The organism is Streptomyces sp. NPDC046261 (assembly GCF_040646235.1).
Classification (GTDB): Bacteria; Actinomycetota; Actinomycetes; order Streptomycetales; family Streptomycetaceae; genus Streptomyces.
Genome location: NZ_JBEYZU010000023.1, coordinates 80,188 through 96,633, shown reverse-complemented (window position 1 = coordinate 96,633; position 16,446 = coordinate 80,188). Strand labels below are relative to the sequence as shown.

Sequence of the window (16,446 nt, the reverse complement as noted above, 5' to 3'; positions counted from 1 at the left end):
GGGGACCCTGTGGGAGAGTAGGACGCCGCCGAACAAATTGTGAAGCCGCAGGCCCTGAGTCTTTGACTCGGGGCCTGCGGCATTTTTGCGTTCAGACGGGGTTGCGGAAATCCTGCGTTCAGGCGGCATTTTTGGGCTCAGCGTCGCGCCTAGGGGTGACGCCTAGGGTGACGTCATGCGCTATGACCTTGTCATCTTCGACAACGACGGTGTACTCGTCGACAGCGAGCCCATCGCCAACCGGATCCTCGCCGAGTACCTCACGGAGCTCGGCCATCCCACCACCTATGAGGAGTCCGTACGGGACTTCATGGGTGGCGCCGTCCACCGGGTGCACGACCTGGTCCTCGAGCGGACCGGCCGGCGCCTCCCCGACGACTTCGACGACACCCTTCACTCGCGCACCTTCTCCGCCTTCGCCCGTGAGCTCCAGCCCGTGAAGAACGTCGCGCAGGTCCTGGAGATCCTGGCCGCCGCCGGCATTCCGTGCTGCGTCGCGTCCTCCGGCAGCCACGAGCGCATCCGGACCGGTCACCGCGCGGCCGGCCTGACCGAGTGGTTCGACGACGCACGGATATTCAGCTCCGAGGACGTCGGCCGGGGAAAGCCGGCGCCGGATCTCTTCCTGCACGCCGCACGGTCGATGGGCGTGGAGCCGGCCCGGTGCGTCGTGGTCGAGGACAGTCCGCTCGGCATCCAGGCGGCCGTCGCGGCCGGCATCGACGTCTACGGCTTCACGGCCATGACGCCCGCCGAACGCCTGACCGGAGCGACCGGCCACTTCGCCGATATGACGGAACTCTCTCGCATTCTCGTCTGAGCCATCCTCGTCTGAGTCATCCATTACGGTGTCGCCCATGAGCGGCCGCGCACAGGTGATGTGGGACGAGGCAGTAACGGGCTACGACTTCGGGCCCGGGCATCCGATGGACCCCGTGCGCCTCGCGCTCACCATGCGGTTGGTCGAGGCATACGGGCTGGATCGTGTGGCCCGCGTCGTGGCGGCCGCGCCCGCGGGGGATTCCACGCTGCGGCTCGTCCACCGGCAGGACTACATCGAGGCCGTGCGAGCCGCCTCTGCCGACCCCCGGTCCGCCGACGGGTCGTACGGTCTCGGGACGCCCGACGATCCGGCGTTCGCGGGCATGCACGAGGCGGCCGCGCTGATCGCGGGACAGTCGGTGGGCGCCGCCGAGGCGGTGTGGCGCGGGGACGCCCTGCACGCCGTGAACTTCACCGGCGGGCTGCACCACGCGATGCCGGGCAGCGCGTCCGGGTTCTGTGTGTACAACGACGCCGCCCTCGCCATCGCCCGGCTGCTCGAACTCGGCGTCGAGCGCGTCGCGTACGTGGATGTGGACGTGCACCACGGGGACGGTGTGCAGGCCGCTTTCTGGGAGGACCCCAGGGTCCTGACGATCTCTCTGCACGAGCATCCCCGCACCCTCTTCCCGCAGACCGGCTGGCCCGAGGAGACCGGCGGACAGGGCGCGGAGGGCGGCGCGGTCAACGTGGCGCTGCCGGCGGGAACGGGGGACACGGGGTGGCTGCGGGCCTTCCACGCGGTCGTACCGGAGCTGCTGGGGGCCTTCCGGCCGCAGGTGCTGGTGACCCAGCACGGCGCGGACACGCACTTCGAGGACCCGCTCGCGCACCTGACCGTGTCCGTGGACGCGCAGAGGCTCGTGGCGGCCGCGTGCCACGACCTGGCGCACGAACACGCCGCAGGCCGCTGGCTGGCCCTGGGAGGCGGCGGCTACGCCGTCACGGACGTGGTGCCGCGCTCGTGGGCTCACCTGGTGGGCATCGCCGCCGGACGGCCCGTCGAGCCGGAGTCGCCGGTGCCGGAGGAGTGGCGCGGGGAAGTCTTCCGGCGGACGCGGCAGTTGGGGCCGTTGCGGATGACGGACGGGCGTAAGCCGCAGTGGCGGGACTTCACCGGCTCCGGCTACGACCCCGCCGATCGGGTCGACCAGGCGATCCTCGCCACCCGCCGTGCGGTGTTCCCCTGTCATGGGCTGCTGCCGTAAGTCCCGTGCGGGCGTGGGGCGTTAGCCCGCGCGTGGGACGTCGGGCGGGAAACCCCGGCGTGCGGCGGGCTGTTCCGTAAGCATCAGGCTCGTGTCGACCTCAGGCGCCACCACCCCAGGTCCCGTGCTCACCCGAAGCGCTCTGCGGGCGCATCTGCTGACCGCCCGTCTGGCCGGTGACGTGGCCACGCCGCGGGAGCGGAGTCTGAGCCGTTACCGGATGTTCGCGGCCCGGGATCCGCGGGCGCTGATCGGTCTGGAGCCGAAATACGACTGGCGCTTCGTCGACTTGTTGCGATTGATGGGGGAGAGGTGTGGAGTTTCGGACGATCCCAAGCACACTTCAGGGCATGATGTGATCGACCCCGATCGCACGCTGGTGGCACTCGATGCCTTCGCCGACCGTCTCGCGACGGTCGCCGCGACCGGGGCGCCGGTGCTGTTCGGCACCGGGCATCCGCATCGGCTCCTTGGCTTCTACGCCGCCTTGGCCGCCGGTCTCTCGGCGGCGGGATGCGGTGTCCTCACCCCGGCGCAGGGGCAAAGTGTCGACATAACGACCCGGTTCGGCGTACGCACCTACCGTCTCGACTACGTCCAAGGAGTAGCGATGGTGCACGAACCCGGCGCGCGGCCCGCAGGAAGTGAGCCCGGCGCGCATACCCATTCACCCCTCCCGGTTCGTACCGTCCTGGCGGCCCAGGCGGACGCCGGCGGACCCCTGCCGGCCCTGGTCATCGGGGACCACGGGTGGGTCTGCGGGGCAGGTCAGCTGGGCATTGAGGCCATCGGGCTGGCCGACTCGGACGACCCCGCGCTGTTCGTCGGAGAGGCCGAGGGCCGGGTGTCCGTGGCCGTTCCGCTTGATGACACTGTGCGGTCTGATTACTACCGACCGCTTACTCGCTATGTACTCAATCGAGCGTGTCTGTCACAGTAGGCGGCCGATGGCTGCTCCTCTTCCCCACTCGCATCACCCGCCCCTAGTCTGGGGAGTGAGCGCGCAGCGACGAGGAGTCACCGGAGGGGAAGCCGGTGCGCGTCATGTGCGGAAGGTTCAGGTGTGTCATGGCTGCTGGCGAAAGGCCTCTGAGCGAGGTCGCGTTCCTAACCGTGGCGGAAGTCGCCGCGGTGATGCGAGTGTCCAAGATGACCGTGTACCGGTTGGTGCACAGCGGTCATCTGCCGGCGATCCGGGTGGGAAGGTCCTTCCGGGTCCCAGAGAACGCAGTGCACGAGTACCTCCGGGAGTCCTTCGTGGGGGTGGAAACAGCCTGATCGTCCCCTCGGATTACGCCGATCGCCCGGTGCCGGGTAGGCTGGCCCGATGTAGGTCGTGTGGGCTCGGACGCCCCGCACCGAGTGAATCGATGTAAGCGAGGGTAGTCGTGGGCTCTGTTATCAAGAAGCGGCGCAAGCGGATGGCCAAGAAGAAGCACCGCAAGCTGCTCAAGCGCACGCGTGTTCAGCGTCGCAACAAGAAGTAAGCAACGCCGCTGTGAACGTCCCGCAGCCCTCCCACCGTTCGTCGGTGGGAGGGCTGCGGTGCGTTGCGGTGAGTGAATCTTTCGCTACGGCTTGAAATGACGCCCGACCCGTCCGGCGGTCATCACAGTGCAACAACGACCCGCTACGGTGGCCGCCACAGGGCACCGGCCGGTGAGTGCACCACTCGCCGGGCGAGGGTGGGAAGGAAGGCGCTGATCTTGGGCAAGGTCGTGCTCGTCACCGGAGTCGCACGGCAGCTGGGCGGTCGTTTCGTGCGCCGCGTCCAGCGTGAGCCCGACGTCGACCGGGTCATCGGGGTGGACGCGGTGCCACCCGAGCACCACCTCGGCGGGGCCGATTTCATACGGGCGGACATTCGCCATCCCACGATCGGCAGGGTCCTGGCGGAGCAGTCCGTCGACACCGTCGTCCACATGGACGTCAACGGCACCCCCCTGGGCAAGCGCGGCAGCCGGGCACTGGTCAAGGAGACCAACGTCATCGGCACCATGCAGCTGCTCGGCGCCTGCCAGAAGACGCCCAGCGTCAAACGGCTCGTCGTGAAGTCCACCACGAGCGTGTACGGCTCGGCGCCCCGCGACCCCGCGGTCTTCACCGAGACCACGCCACCCAAGTCGCTGCCCAGCGGCGGCTTCGCCAAGGACGCCGTGGAGGTCGAGGGGTACGTGCGCGGCTTCGCCCGCCGCCGGCCCGACGTGGCCGTGTGCGTCCTGCGCTTCGCGAACGTCCTGGGGCCCTGTGCCGACTCGCCGCTGGCCGAGTACTTCTCCCTGCCCGTGCTGCCCAGCGTCCTCGGCTTCGACCCCCGCCTGCAGTTCGTGCACGAGGACGACGCGATCGAGGTGCTGCGGATCGCCACCGGCGAGCCGCGCCGGGGCACGCTCAACAGCGGCACGTTCAATATCGCGGGCGATGGCGTGCTGCTGCTCTCGCAGGCCGCCAGGCGCCTCGGGCGCCCCACCCTCCCCTTCTTTCTGCCCACGGTGACCTGGGTCGGCTCCGCGCTGCGGTCGGTCGGCGCCCTGGACTTCTCGCCCGAGCAGATCCGGCTGCTCACGCACGGGCGCGTCGTCCAGACCACGCAGATGCGCGAGACCCTGGGCTTCCATCCCACGTACACCACCGCGGAGGCGTTCGCGGACTTCGTCCGCAGCCGCCCGCCGGGCCTGCTGCCGCCCGAGACCCTCGCCCGTACCGTCGACCGGATCGCCGCGCTGATGCCTGCCGGCCGCGGCCAGAACTGAGGAGCGCACGCACCATGGCCGATGCGAAGGTCATTCCGTTCGGCGAGGAGCCCCGGTCCAAGAGGCGGGCCAAGCGCGCGGGCCAGGGCCGTACGAACCGTTCGCCGGTGCCCCTGGCGCCCGTACCGGTCCCCCGCGAGGAGAAGCAGCAGCCCGCGGGCGGTACGGCCGAACAGCCCGAGCAGGGCGCCGCCGCCGGCGGGGAGCCGGACGGCGGCGGCTGGGACAGGAAGATCGCGCACGGGCTGAACTTCCTGCGGCGGCGGATCACCGGCGAGTACGACGTCGACGACTTCGGGTACGACCAGGAGCTCACCGACCAGGTCATCCTCTCCCTGCTGCGGCCCTTCAAGGAGAAGTACTTCCGGGTCGAGGTGAAGGGCATCGAGAACATCCCGGAGAAGGGGGCGGCGCTGATCGTCGCCAACCACTCCGGCACCCTGCCCGTCGACGGGCTGATGCTCCAGGTCGCCGTGCACGACCACCACCCGGCCGGCCGGAACGTGCGGATGCTGGCGGCGGACCTCGTCTTCATGCTGCCGGTCGTCAACGAGCTCTCCCGCAAGCTCGGGCACACCCTCGCCTGCGCCGAGGACGCACAGCGGCTGCTGGAGCGCGGCGAGGTGGTGGGGGTGATGCCGGAGGGCTTCAAGGGGATCGGGAAGCCCTTCTCCGAGCGCTACAAGCTGCAGCGTTTCGGGCGGGGCGGCTTTGTGCAGACGGCACTGCGTGCCGGGGCGCCGATCGTGCCGTGCTCGATCGTCGGGGCGGAGGAGATCTATCCGATGCTCGGCAATTCCCGGACGGTGGCACGGCTGCTGGGCATCCCCTATTTCCCGCTGACGCCGGCCTTTCCCTGGCTCGGGCCGCTGGGGCTGGTGCCGCTGCCGACGAAGTGGACGATCCAGTTCGGGGAGCCGATCTCCACGGACGGCTATCCGCCGGAGGCGGCGGACGACCCGATGCTGATGTTCAACCTCACGGACCAGGTCCGGGAAACGATTCAGCACACGCTGTACAAGCTGCTCGTGCAGCGGCGGTCGGTGTTCTTCTGACCTGCCCGCGTTCTTCGGACCACACAGCCTTCCGGCCACACAGCGGCGGTCGGTGTCTTCCGAGGTTCTCCCCGGAAGACACCGACCGCCGCTGTCGTGCGCCCTGATGCCGCTATGCCGCTACCTGTCGTCCTCCCCGTGGATGCCGAGGCCCGGGAGGATGTCCGGGAGCAGCGGCGGGATGGTGATGTCCGGCTGCTTGGACGGCTTGCCGTCCTTGCCGTGCGAGGGACGGTCCGTGCCGGCGCCCTCGGAGCTCGGGGCGGGCTGCAACAGGCCCGTACCGCCCAGGAGGCCCTCGTGCTCGTCGCGGGTGCCCTGCGAGGACTGCGGGGGCTTGCTGCCGGGGTGCTTGCCGTCGGCCGTGGCCGGGGCCTTGGACGCCGGCGCGGAGTGGCCCGCGCTCTCGGGGGAGCCGTGCGAGGAGCCGCCCTCGCGGCTGCCGGAGCCCTTCTTGCCGCTCTTGTCGTCGGGGAGCAGGGACCGCAGCGGCTCGACCTCATCGTCTATGGCGGCGAAGACCGAGCTGACGTCGTCGATGACGTCGGTGAGCTGGTGCGGCAGCCGCTCGCGCAGCGAGCTCCATCCTTCGCGCTGCGAGGAGGCGAACGTCGACAGCCGCTCGATCGCGCCGAGCGAGCCGTCGCGCTGATAGACGCCGTGCAGCAGCCGGTGGCCCTCGGCGGCGTCGTGCCGCATGCCGGAGAGGGTCTTGCGGATCTCCGCCAGGGACTCCTGGTCGAGCTCACCGGAGCGGCCGCGCTCCATCAGCCGGCGGGTCTCCTGCAGCCGTGTGGTGGCCCGGTCGAGGAAGAGGCCGCCCCGGGTGGAGTCCCCGTCGGCCATGCCGAGCTTGAGGTCCTCCATGCCGCGCTTGAGCCCGTACAGCGTGTCGCCGGGCAGGGCGTTGGAGCTCGCCGCGGCGACACCTCCGAACGCGCCCGCCGCCACGCCCACCGTGAGCCCGCCCGCCGCCAGCCCCTTGGACCAGCGTGAGCGCGGCCTGAGCCGGCTCAGCGCGCTCGTCCGCCGGTCGCCCCCGCCGGAGCGCTGCTCCGGGACGGCGGCTCCGGCGAACTGGGCCTCCATGGCGGCGATCAGCTGCGCCCGCTGCACGGTTTTGACCTCGGGGTCCAGCTCGGGAGCCGGCAACGCGCCGAGCCCGCCCGCCAGGGTCAACAGCTTTGCCTGCTCGGCGTCTTCCGCCGATGGGCCGGACTGTGCGGCCGCAGCACCCTGGACGTCCTGGTCCTCCAGGGCCTGGGCGAAGGCGTTCGCCCGCCGGTGCGCCGATACATTCGCGATCACAGGCGGCACCTCCTCTCGTCATGACGGTCGACTCCCCTGGGCACCTGAAGGGTTGCATGCCTTGAGAGCATCCACTCGATCGAGTGAGTGAATACGGGCACGACGCGGCATGGGGAAGTCTGCATCCCGGACAACGAGCGGCGCGGCAGTCGGGTTACGCGGCCGGGGCGAGGTGGCCGCTGGTGAGTGAAATCAGGCATCGGACAGGCGGGGGATCAGCGTGCGTCGTCCGGGAGAAGTCGCGCAAGAGTGCGCACTGCCCGGTATTGAAGCGTCTTGATGGCGCCCTCGTTCTTCCCCATGACACGGGCGGTCTCGGCGACCGACAGGCCCTGCAGGAAGCGGAGGGTGACGCACTCCTGCTGCTGGGGGTTGAGCTTGCGCACCGCCTCCAACAGGGCGGCGTTGGAAAGGGATTCGAGGACCGAGTCCTCGGGGCTGCGCTCGACCTCGTTGGCGTCGAGCATCTCGCCGGTGGTCACTTCGAGCCGGAACCTTGACGACTTGAAGTGGTCGGCGACGAGGTTGCGGGCGATGGTCACCAGCCAGGCGCCGAAGTCGCGGCCCTGCCAGGTGAAGGTGCCGATCCGGCGCAGGGCGCGCAGGAACGTCTCGCTCGTGAGGTCCTCCGCCGTGGCCCGGCCGCCCACGCGGTAGTAGATGTAGCGGTAGACGGTGTCGGCGTACTGGTCGTAGAGACGGCCGAATGCCTCGGCCTCGCCGGCCTGGGCGCGCTCGACCAGGTCGAGCATGCGGGCGCTGTCGCTGTCCGCGCTCGGACGGCGGGTGGTGGTGGACGTAGTGGAGCCGGCCCCTCGGCGGGCGCGTCTGCCGACGGCCGCGCTGCTCTCGGCGAGGGCGTAGCAAGGTCCGACAGGGCCCCCCGCTACGGCAGGGGCGAGCGTGGCGAAGGCGGGGACGGCGTACGCGGTGGGGACGAAGCCGCGCAGACGGTCGACGACCGCTGCGCGCAGCGTAGCCAGGCCCGAGGCGTCAACCCCGACGTGTGGGTACACGGGACTCCCAGAGGCAGAGCTTCCATCACGTGCAGTGCCAGACCGTTCACTCGTCGTAGGGACAAGCGGGTACCGGCTTGCGTCTGAGGAGAATAACCCTTCGTACAGGCAGCGCTACACCGAGTTGCTCAAATCATCGTTTCCGTTCGATCTCAGCACGATTCATGGCCGATCAAATATCGAACTACGAACGGAAGTTGACCGGATTTGCCGATGGTGTGGCCGATTGGGCAGCGTGTTGTGGCAATCCGGACACCACAGGACTGTCGGGGGCCATGTGGGGGTATGACAACAGGATTGCCTGTGCGGTCAGTTCGGTTACGGGCCGTGGCGAGGAGGCGCGCCGAAGCTGTCGCCCGTTCCGGTGACGCGACTACGGACGGGAGCCGGCCCCGAAGAGGGCGGGCACGGGCTGTAGCGGACGCCGGAAGCCCGGAAAGACCGCCGGCCGGTCCCGCCGTGGGGCGGAGCCGGCCGGTGGCTGTCGATGCCGAATCTCAGCGGCGGCGGTGGCGGTGCAGGGCGATGCCGGCGGCCGCGCCGCCCGCCAGGGCGCCCAGGCCGGCCGCGGCCGGGATGCCGACCTTGGCGGCCTTGCGGCCCGTGCGGTAGTCGCGCAGCCGCCAGCCGCGCTCGCGCGCGTGCTTGCGCAGCCGGGTGTCGGGGTTGACCGCGTAGGGGTGGCCGACGAGGGAGAGCATGGGGATGTCGTTGGCCGAGTCGCTGTAGGCGGCGCAGCGCGAGAGGTCCAGGCCCTCGGCGACCGCCAGTGCCCGTACGGCCTCCGCCTTGGCCGGGCCGTGCAGCAGCTCGCCGACCAGCTTGCCGGTGTAGACGCCGCCGATCGATTCGGCGACCGTGCCGAGCGCGCCCGTCAGGCCCAGGCGGCGGGCGATGATCGTGGCGGTCTCCACGGGGGCGGCCGTCACCAGCCACACCTTCTGGCCCGCGTCCAGGTGTGCCTGGGCCAGGGCGCGGGTGCCGGGCCAGATGCGCTCGGCCATGTACTCGTCGTAGATCTCCTCGCCGATGGTCATCAGCTCGGAGACGCGGTGGCCCTTGACGATCGACAGGACGCTGTCGCGGGCCTCCTGCATGTGTTCGGGGTCCTCGATGCCGGCCAGCCGGAACCATGCCTGCTGCCAGGCGAAGCGGGCGAGCTCGCGCTTGCCGAAGAACTGCCGCTTATAGAGGCCGCGTCCGAAGTGGAAGATGGCGGCGCCCTGCATGACGGTGTTGTCGAGGTCGAAGAACGCGGCGGCCTTCTCGTCCCCCGCCACGGGGAACTCCGGCTCGGGTTCGTGCAGCACCCCGGCCGGGGCCGTGGCCAGCGCTTCTTCGTTCTCCTGAGCGGACTTGCGGGCTGCCTCCGCCGCCGCCTCGCCGGCCAGCACGCTGCGTGCGGTCGCGGAGCGCCTGCGGTGGGTGAGCCATCCGAGTGCGGCCATGCCGCGAGCATAGCCAGTTTGTTCGGGGTAACCGGAAGTCGGGACGGTGCGATGGCGTGAACTCTGCGCGTCGGGCCGGTTACCCTCCGGTCGGCGCGGGGGGTCAGCCGCCGAGGGCCTTGCGCAGCCGCGTGGGGTCGACCCGCCAGAAGTCGTGCTGGGCGCCGTCGACGAGGACGACCGGAATCTGTTCCCAGTACATGCGGTGCAGCTCTTCGTCCTCGGTGATGTCCTTCTTCTCCCAGCGGGCGCCGAGCTCGCCGCAGACCTCGGCGATGACGGCCTCGGCGTCGTCGCACAGGTGGCAGCCGGGCTTGCCGATGAGCGTGACCACGCTGTCGGCGGGGTTCTTGCGGGCGCTGCGGCGCAGGAGCGGGCTCATGAGGGCCATTGTGCCGCCTCCGGATACGCCTCCGGATGCACCTCCGCGTACGCCTCCGAGTGCGCCTCCCCGTACGCCGCCGCGGCCGTGCGTGCGGCCCAACTGGGTGCCTGAGTCGACTACCATCGTGGGCGATTTATTGGTGTCCGGGGGTATAGCGGTGAGGAGTGAGCGCCCGTGTCCCCGTCCCCACGGCTGTGGTGCTCATGTGACTGGTGTGGTGGTCGCGCCGGTGCGGGCGATGGTTCCCGGACCGGGCCGAATCATCGCGTGACACCCATCACTTTGCCGGGGCAAAACGGACACCATCTTTGTGCACGCGTTCACAAAGGCATAGCCTGCGTTCGACGGGGCGGTCCTGGGACAAGGCGCCGCCTGCAGCCCCGCTCTACCCGCAGGAGCACCGTGGCAACTGGCCGAACTCACCGACCGGCGACCCGAAGCCGAGGGATCCCCGAGGCCACCGTCGCCCGGCTACCGCTGTATCTGCGTGCGCTGACCGCGCTCTCCGAGCGTTCGGTCCCCACGGTCTCCTCCGAGGAGCTCGCGACCGCGGCGGGCGTCAACTCCGCCAAGCTGCGCAAGGACTTCAGCTACCTCGGCTCGTACGGCACCCGCGGTGTCGGCTACGACGTCGAGTACCTCGTGTACCAGATCTCGCGGGAACTCGGCCTGACCCAGGACTGGCCGGTCGTGATCGTCGGTATCGGAAACCTCGGCGCCGCCCTGGCCAACTACGGCGGCTTCGCCTCGCGCGGCTTCCGTGTCGCGGCCCTGATCGACGCCGACCCCGCCATGGCCGGCAAGCCGGTCGCCGGGCTGCCCGTGCGCCACACCGACGAGCTCGAGTCGATCATCAGCGACAACGGCGTGTCGATCGGCGTCATCGCCACCCCCGCCGGCGCCGCCCAGCAGGTCTGCGACCGCCTCGTCGCCGCCGGGGTCACCTCGATCCTCAACTTCGCGCCCACCGTGCTGTCCGTGCCCGACGGCGTGGACGTGCGCAAGGTCGACCTCTCCATCGAGCTGCAGATCCTCGCCTTCCACGAGCAGCGCAAGGCCGGCGAGGAGAGCGGCCCCGTCACGGCCCCGGCCGCGCCCCGCCCGGACCTCGCGTCCCGGCCGGCGGCGCCCGCCCGTACGGCCGCCGGCGCGGGCAGCGGAAAAGGACCGGAGGGGGACGTTCCCGCCGTGATGCCGGCATGAGTCTTCTCGTCGTGGGCCTCAGCCACCGCAGCGCGCCGGTCAGCGTGCTGGAGCGGGCCGCCCTCGCGCGCGAGACGCAGGCCCGGCTCGTGCACGCCACCCTGGCCGCCGAGCCCGCCAGCGAGGCCGCGGTGCTGGCCACGTGCAACCGCATCGAGCTCTACGCCGACGTGGACAAGTTCCACGCCGGTGTCGCCGAGCTGTCCACGCTGCTCGCCCACCACTCGGGCGTCAGCTTGGACGAGCTCACTCCGTATCTCTATGTGCACTACGAGGACCGGGCCGTCCACCACCTCTTCTCGGTGGCCTGCGGGCTGGACTCGATGGTCGTCGGCGAGGGCCAGATCCTCGGCCAGATCAAGGACGCGCTCGCGCTCGGCCAGGAGCTGCACACCGCCGGACGCCTGCTGAACGACCTCTTCCAGCAGGCCCTGCGGGTGGGCAAGCGCGCCCACAGCGAGACCGGCATCGACAAGGCCGGGCAGTCGCTGGTCACCTTCGGCCTCGAGCAGCTCGCCGAGTCCGGCGCCGTCACCGACTGGGCCGCCGGCAAGCGCGCCCTGGTCATCGGCGCCGGCTCGATGTCCTCGCTGGCCGCGGCCACGCTCGCCCGGGCGGGGGTGGCCCACGTCGCCGTCGCCAACCGCACCCTGGAGCGGGCCCGGCGCCTGGCGCAGATCCTCACCGAGCCCGGCGCCCCCGGCGCGCCCGGCTTCACGGCCTCGGCCGTGGAGATGGCGGCCGTCGGCGAGGAGCTGGCGCGCGCCGACGTCGTCGTGTCCTGCACCGGCGCCACGGGCCTGGTCCTGAGCGTCGACGCCGTCCGGGCCGCGCTCGCCGGACGCAAGGAGGCGCCCGGGACCTGCGCCGCCGCCCCGGGCCCCTGCGCCGCCGCCCCGGCCACCGACCGGGCCCGTACGGACGTACGCCTGGCGCTGCTCGACCTCGCCATGCCCCGCGACATCGACGCCGCCGCGCACCGCCTCGAGGGCGTCCGGCTCGTCGACATCGAGACCCTCGCCGAGGCCTCCGCCGACGCGCCCATGGCCGCCGACGTCGACCAGGTGCGCTCCATCGTCTCCGACGAGGTCGCCGCCTTCGGCGCCGCCCAGCGGGCCGCGCACATCACGCCCACCGTGGTCGCCCTGCGCACCATGGCCGCGGACGTCGTCGCGGGCGAGATGGCCCGCCTCAACGGCCGCCTGCCCGACCTGGACGACAAGCAGCGCGCGGAGATCACCCAGACCGTGCGCCGCGTCGTCGACAAGCTCCTGCACGCGCCGACCGTGCGGGTCAAGGAGCTGGCCTCCACCCCCGGGGGCGCCGGCTACGCCGACGCCCTGCGGGAACTCTTCGACCTCGACCCGCAGGCGGTCGCCGCCGTCAGCCGGGCGGACACACGTGCCGACAGGCACACCACAGCACGGGAGTCGGCATGAACGACACCTCCACCGACCAGCGGCCGCTGCGGCTCGGCACCCGCCGCAGCCGGCTCGCCATGGCCCAGTCAGGGCAGGTGGCCGAGGCCGTCCGGCAGCTGACCGGGCGACCGGTCGAGCTGGTCGAGATCACCACGTACGGCGATGTCTCCCGCGAGGCGCTCGCGCAGATCGGCGGCACCGGGGTCTTCGTCTCCGCGCTGCGCGACGCGCTGCTCGCGGGCGAGATCGACTTCGCCGTGCACTCGCTGAAGGACCTGCCCACCGCGCAGCCCGACGACCTCGTCCTCGCCGCGGTCCCGCTCCGCGAGGACCCGCGCGACGTGCTCGTGGCCCGCGACGGGCTGACCTTCGAGCGGCTGCCGCGGGGCGCCCGCGTCGGCACGGGCTCCCCGCGCCGCATGGCCCAGCTCAACGCGTGGGCGCGCGAGCTCGGCCTGGAGATCGAGACCGTGCCGATCCGCGGCAACATCGACACCCGCCTCGGCTACGTCAGCCGCGGCGAGCTCGACGCCGTGGTGCTGGCCGCCGCCGGCCTCAGCCGTATCGGCCGGCTCGGGGAAGTGACCGACTTCCTGGACCCCGACCAGATTTTGCCCGCCCCCGGCCAGGGGGCGCTGGCGATCGAGTGCGCCGCGACCAACGCACCGCTCGCCGCCACGCTCGCCGAGCTCGACGACCCGCACACGCGGGCCGCCGTGATCGCCGAGCGGTCCCTGCTCGCCGCCCTGGAGGCCGGCTGCAGCGCCCCCGTGGGCGCCTTGGCCGACCTTTTGGTCGACGGGCAGGTTGTCACCGAAATGCGCCTGCGCGGCGTCGTCGGTTCGACCGACGGCTCGACGCTGGTGCAGCTGTCCACCACCGGTCCCGTACCCGCGTCCGAGGAGGACGCCCTTGCTCTCGGCCGCGAACTCGCCGCCGAGATGCTCGACAAGGGTGCGGCCGGTCTTATGGGGGAGCGAGCACATTGAACCCCACCGCCCCGAACCACCCCGCGCACGGGCACGTCACCTTCCTCGGTGCCGGCCCCGGAGACCCGGGACTGCTGACGCTGCGCGCCGTGGAGGCACTGGCGTCCGCGGACGTCCTGATCGCCGATCCGCAGGTGCTCGACGTGGTGCGTACGCATGCCCGCAGCACTGTGGACATGCCGGCCCATACGGTTACTGACGAGTCGTCAAAGGCCGCGGGCGTCCCGGTCCTCAGGGACACCGCCAATCTTGTCATGTCGGCCGCGCGCGGCGGCAAGCGGGTCGTCCGTGCGGTTCTCGGTGACCCCGGACTCGACGGCAACGCCGCCGACGAGATGCTGGCCTGCGCCGACGGCGGCATCACCTTCGAGGTGGTGCCCGGCGTCGCCACGGCCGTCGGCGTACCCGCCTACGCCGGCGTGCCGCTGCGCGACGGCCAGGGCGGCGACGTACGGTTCGTCGACGCCCGCACCGCCTCCGCCACCTGCTGGTCCGAGGTCGGCGCGAGCGAGGTGACCGCGGTGGTCTCCACCACCCTGGACACCGTCGTGGCCACCGCCGGCGAACTGGTCTCCGCCGGCCGCAAGCCCGACACCGCCGTCAGCGTCACCATCGCCGGCACCACCACCCGCCAGCGCACCTGGACCGCCACCCTGGGCACCCTCCAGCAGGTCCTCAAGGCCGCCAAGGTGCTGCCCTCGGCCGACGGCGGCCAGCCCGTCATAGCCGTGGTCGGCGAGCGCAGCGCAGCCGCGCGGCGCGACCGGCTCTCCTGGTTCGAGTCCAAGCCGCTCTTCGGCTGGAACGTCCTCGTGCCGCGCACCAAGGAGCAGTCCGCCTCGCTCTCCGACCAGCTCCGCTCGTACGGCGCCGTGCCCAGCGAGGTACCGACGATCGCCGTCGAACCCCCGCGCACCCCCCAGCAGATGGAGCGCGCGGTCAAGGGTCTGGTCACCGGTCGCTACGAGTGGATCGCCTTCACCTCCGTCAACGCCGTCAAGGCGGTGCGTGAGAAGTTCGAGGAGTATGGGCTCGACGCCCGCGCCTTCGCCGGCATCAAGGTCGCCGCCGTCGGCGAGCAGACCGCCAAGTCGCTGATCGAGTTCGGCGTCAAGCCCGACCTCGTCCCCAGCGGCGAGCAGTCCGCCGCCGGCCTGCTGGAGGACTGGCCGCCCTACGACCCGGTCTTCGACCCCATCGACCGCGTCTTCCTGCCGCGCGCCGACATCGCCACCGAGACCCTCGTCGCCGGCCTGATCGAACTGGGCTGGGAGGTCGACGACGTCACCGCCTACCGGACCGTGCGCGCTTCGCCGCCGCCGGCCGAGACCCGGGAGGCGATCAAGGGCGGCGGCTTCGACGCCGTACTGTTCACCTCCTCCTCCACCGTGCGGAACCTGGTCGGCATCGCCGGCAAGCCGCACAATGTCACCGTCATCGCCTGCATCGGCCCCGCCACCGCGAAGACCGCGGAGGAACACGGCCTGCGGGTGGACGTGCTGTCGCCCGAGCCCTCGGTGCACAAGCTGGCCGAGGCGCTCGCGGAGTTCGGCGCGGCCCGGCGCGACGCGGCCCTGGAGGCCGGCGACCCGGTCACCCGCCCGAGCGAGCGGCGGCCCGGATCACGCAGAAGGGCACGGAGTTGAGCACCACGTACGGCACGTTCCCGGGGTCCCGGCCCCGGCGCCTTCGCACCACCCCCGCCATGCGCCGCATGGTCGCCGAACACCGCCTGCACCCGGCCGACCTGATCCTTCCCGCCTTCGTGCGGGAAGGCGCGGCCGAGCCGGTACCGATCTCCGCCATGCCGGGCGTCGTCCAGCACACCCGCGACACCCTGCGCAAGGCCGCCCTTGAGGCACGCGAGGCCGGCGTCGCCGGCATCATGCTCTTCGGCGTGCCCGAGGAGGCCAAGAAGGACGCCCTCGGCACCGCCGGCACCGACCCCGACGGCATCCTGCAGGTCGCCATCCGCGACGTGAAGGCCGAGGTCGGCGACGACCTCGTCATCATGTCCGACCTGTGCCTGGACGAGTACACCGACCACGGCCACTGCGGAGTCCTCGACTCCGAAGGCCGCGTCGACAACGACGCCACCCTCGAGCGCTACGCCGAGATGGCCCAGGTGCAGGCCGACGCCGGCGTCCACGTCGTGGGCCCCAGCGGCATGATGGACGGCCAGGTCGGCGTCATCCGCGACGCCCTCGACCAGACCGGCCACGAGGACGTCTCCGTCCTCGCCTACACCGCCAAGTACGCCTCCGCCTTCTACGGCCCCTTCCGCGAGGCCGTCGGCTCCTCGCTGCAGGGCGACCGCAAGACCTACCAGCAGGACCCGGCCAACCTCCGCGAATCGATGCGCGAGCTCGCGCTCGACCTCGCCGAGGGCGCCGACATGGTCATGGTCAAGCCCGCCCTGCCGTACCTGGACGTCCTGGCCAAGGTCGCGGACGCGGTGGACGTGCCCGTCGCCGCCTACCAGATCTCCGGCGAGTACGCGATGGTCGAAGCCGCCGCCGCCAACGGCTGGATCGACCGCGACCGCGCCATCATGGAAGCGCTCACCGGCATCAAGCGCGCCGGCGCCGACATGATCCTCACCTACTGGGCGACGGAGGTCGCACAACAGCTGTAGCGCCGGCTTGACGCCCCCACGGCGTCCCGACGGCACCCGTGACAGAGCGCGATGGCGGCGTTCCGGGCCCCCAAGGCCCCGGAACGCCGCCATCGACGTATGCGCTCGTGCGACTCCCTCGCGTTTGCGCAGCTCACGCGAGACGAGGCGCATAGTTCACGATCGTCACCCACACAGGTCGACTCTCGTGGAAACGACCAAGG

General features: G+C 71.3%; 16 protein-coding genes. 12 read left to right on the top strand and 4 right to left on the bottom strand.

The genetic code is table 11. From position 1 onward, the window contains the following. Positions 1-175 precede the first annotated feature (175 nt). The 7 genes from ABZ956_RS27525 to ABZ956_RS27495 all read left to right on the top strand — a co-directional run bounded on the left by ABZ956_RS27525 (position 176) and on the right by ABZ956_RS27495 (position 5,838). Positions 176-820, top strand: coding sequence for an HAD family hydrolase (locus ABZ956_RS27525; protein ID WP_361899130.1), 645 nt, complete (start codon positions 176-178; stop codon positions 818-820). A 37-nt stretch (positions 821-857) separates the two neighbouring features. Then, on the top strand, positions 858-2,030 hold the full coding sequence (locus ABZ956_RS27520) for an acetoin utilization protein AcuC (protein ID WP_361899127.1): 1,173 nt from the start codon (positions 858-860) through the stop codon (positions 2,028-2,030). Positions 2,031-2,154: 124 nt separating this feature from the next. Next, a complete protein-coding gene (locus ABZ956_RS27515; RefSeq protein ID WP_361899124.1) occupies positions 2,155-2,970 on the top strand; it encodes a phosphatase in 816 nt (271 codons plus the stop codon). Between the two features lie 128 nt (positions 2,971-3,098). Further along, a complete protein-coding gene (locus ABZ956_RS27510; RefSeq protein ID WP_361899122.1) occupies positions 3,099-3,308 on the top strand; it encodes a helix-turn-helix domain-containing protein in 210 nt (69 codons plus the stop codon). A gap of 110 nt (positions 3,309-3,418) precedes the next feature. After that, a complete protein-coding gene (locus tag ABZ956_RS27505) occupies positions 3,419-3,517 on the top strand; it encodes an AURKAIP1/COX24 domain-containing protein (RefSeq protein WP_003948845.1) in 99 nt (32 codons plus the stop codon). 219 nt (positions 3,518-3,736) lie between these two features. Continuing rightward, on the top strand, positions 3,737-4,783 hold the full coding sequence (locus ABZ956_RS27500; RefSeq protein WP_361899119.1) for an NAD-dependent epimerase/dehydratase family protein: 1,047 nt from the start codon (positions 3,737-3,739) through the stop codon (positions 4,781-4,783). Positions 4,784-4,797: 14 nt separating this feature from the next. Continuing rightward, the gene (locus tag ABZ956_RS27495; protein WP_361899116.1) at positions 4,798-5,838 is read left to right on the top strand and encodes a lysophospholipid acyltransferase family protein; all 1,041 of its coding nucleotides are present in this window, start codon (positions 4,798-4,800) and stop codon (positions 5,836-5,838) included. Between the two features lie 120 nt (positions 5,839-5,958). Here ABZ956_RS27495 and ABZ956_RS27490 read toward each other — a convergent pair whose 3' ends face one another. The 4 genes from ABZ956_RS27490 to ABZ956_RS27475 form a co-directional block, all read right to left on the bottom strand. Then, positions 5,959-7,146, bottom strand: a complete 1,188-nt coding sequence (locus tag ABZ956_RS27490; protein WP_361899113.1) for a DUF5667 domain-containing protein — start codon at positions 7,144-7,146, stop codon at positions 5,959-5,961. Between the two features lie 215 nt (positions 7,147-7,361). Then, positions 7,362-8,162 carry an ECF subfamily RNA polymerase sigma factor, BldN family gene (locus ABZ956_RS27485; protein WP_361899110.1) on the bottom strand — a complete coding sequence of 267 codons (801 nt, stop codon included), beginning with the start codon at positions 8,160-8,162 and terminating at the stop codon, positions 7,362-7,364. A 497-nt stretch (positions 8,163-8,659) separates the two neighbouring features. Beyond that, complete coding sequence (locus ABZ956_RS27480) at positions 8,660-9,610, bottom strand: HAD-IB family hydrolase (protein WP_361899107.1); 951 nt, start codon at positions 9,608-9,610, stop codon at positions 8,660-8,662. Between the two features lie 103 nt (positions 9,611-9,713). Further along, complete coding sequence (locus tag ABZ956_RS27475; RefSeq protein WP_361899104.1) at positions 9,714-9,992, bottom strand: glutaredoxin family protein; 279 nt, start codon at positions 9,990-9,992, stop codon at positions 9,714-9,716. Positions 9,993-10,397: 405 nt separating this feature from the next. On the opposite strand from ABZ956_RS27475, the gene ABZ956_RS27470 reads away from it, so the two are divergent. From ABZ956_RS27470 to hemB, 5 genes are read left to right on the top strand one after another with little or no spacing between them, the layout of a single operon-like run. Continuing rightward, the gene (locus ABZ956_RS27470) at positions 10,398-11,198 is read left to right on the top strand and encodes a redox-sensing transcriptional repressor Rex (protein ID WP_361899101.1); all 801 of its coding nucleotides are present in this window, start codon (positions 10,398-10,400) and stop codon (positions 11,196-11,198) included. Next, entirely contained in the window at positions 11,195-12,637 is a 1,443-nt protein-coding gene (locus ABZ956_RS27465) for a glutamyl-tRNA reductase (protein WP_361899099.1), read from the top strand. Before ABZ956_RS27470 ends, ABZ956_RS27465 begins: the two co-directional genes overlap by 4 nt. Next, a complete protein-coding gene (gene hemC, locus ABZ956_RS27460) occupies positions 12,634-13,608 on the top strand; it encodes a hydroxymethylbilane synthase (protein WP_361899096.1) in 975 nt (324 codons plus the stop codon). Before ABZ956_RS27465 ends, hemC begins: the two co-directional genes overlap by 4 nt. Beyond that, positions 13,605-15,254: a bifunctional uroporphyrinogen-III C-methyltransferase/uroporphyrinogen-III synthase gene (locus ABZ956_RS27455; RefSeq protein ID WP_361899093.1), complete on the top strand. Its 1,650-nt coding sequence runs from the start codon at positions 13,605-13,607 to the stop codon at positions 15,252-15,254. The genes hemC and ABZ956_RS27455 overlap by 4 nt, the downstream gene beginning before the upstream one ends. Further along, positions 15,251-16,243: a porphobilinogen synthase gene (gene hemB, locus ABZ956_RS27450; RefSeq protein WP_361899090.1), complete on the top strand. Its 993-nt coding sequence runs from the start codon at positions 15,251-15,253 to the stop codon at positions 16,241-16,243. Before ABZ956_RS27455 ends, hemB begins: the two co-directional genes overlap by 4 nt. The last annotated feature ends 203 nt before the right edge of the window (positions 16,244-16,446 follow it).

Excerpts from the sequence above, each read along its gene's own strand:
- ABZ956_RS27465 (WP_361899099.1), top strand. The coding sequence starts at position 11,195 with ATGAGTCTTCTCGTCGTGGGCCTCAGCCACCGCAGCGCGCCGGTCAGC.
- hemC (WP_361899096.1), top strand. The coding sequence starts at position 12,634 with ATGAACGACACCTCCACCGACCAGCGGCCGCTGCGGCTCGGCACCCGC.
- ABZ956_RS27495 (WP_361899116.1), top strand. The coding sequence starts at position 4,798 with ATGGCCGATGCGAAGGTCATTCCGTTCGGCGAGGAGCCCCGGTCCAAG.
- ABZ956_RS27525 (WP_361899130.1), top strand. The coding sequence starts at position 176 with ATGCGCTATGACCTTGTCATCTTCGACAACGACGGTGTACTCGTCGAC.
- ABZ956_RS27520 (WP_361899127.1), top strand. The coding sequence starts at position 858 with ATGAGCGGCCGCGCACAGGTGATGTGGGACGAGGCAGTAACGGGCTAC.
- ABZ956_RS27475 (WP_361899104.1), bottom strand. The coding sequence starts at position 9,992 with ATGAGCCCGCTCCTGCGCCGCAGCGCCCGCAAGAACCCCGCCGACAGC.
- ABZ956_RS27480 (WP_361899107.1), bottom strand. The coding sequence starts at position 9,610 with ATGGCCGCACTCGGATGGCTCACCCACCGCAGGCGCTCCGCGACCGCA.
- ABZ956_RS27510 (WP_361899122.1), top strand. The coding sequence starts at position 3,099 with ATGGCTGCTGGCGAAAGGCCTCTGAGCGAGGTCGCGTTCCTAACCGTG.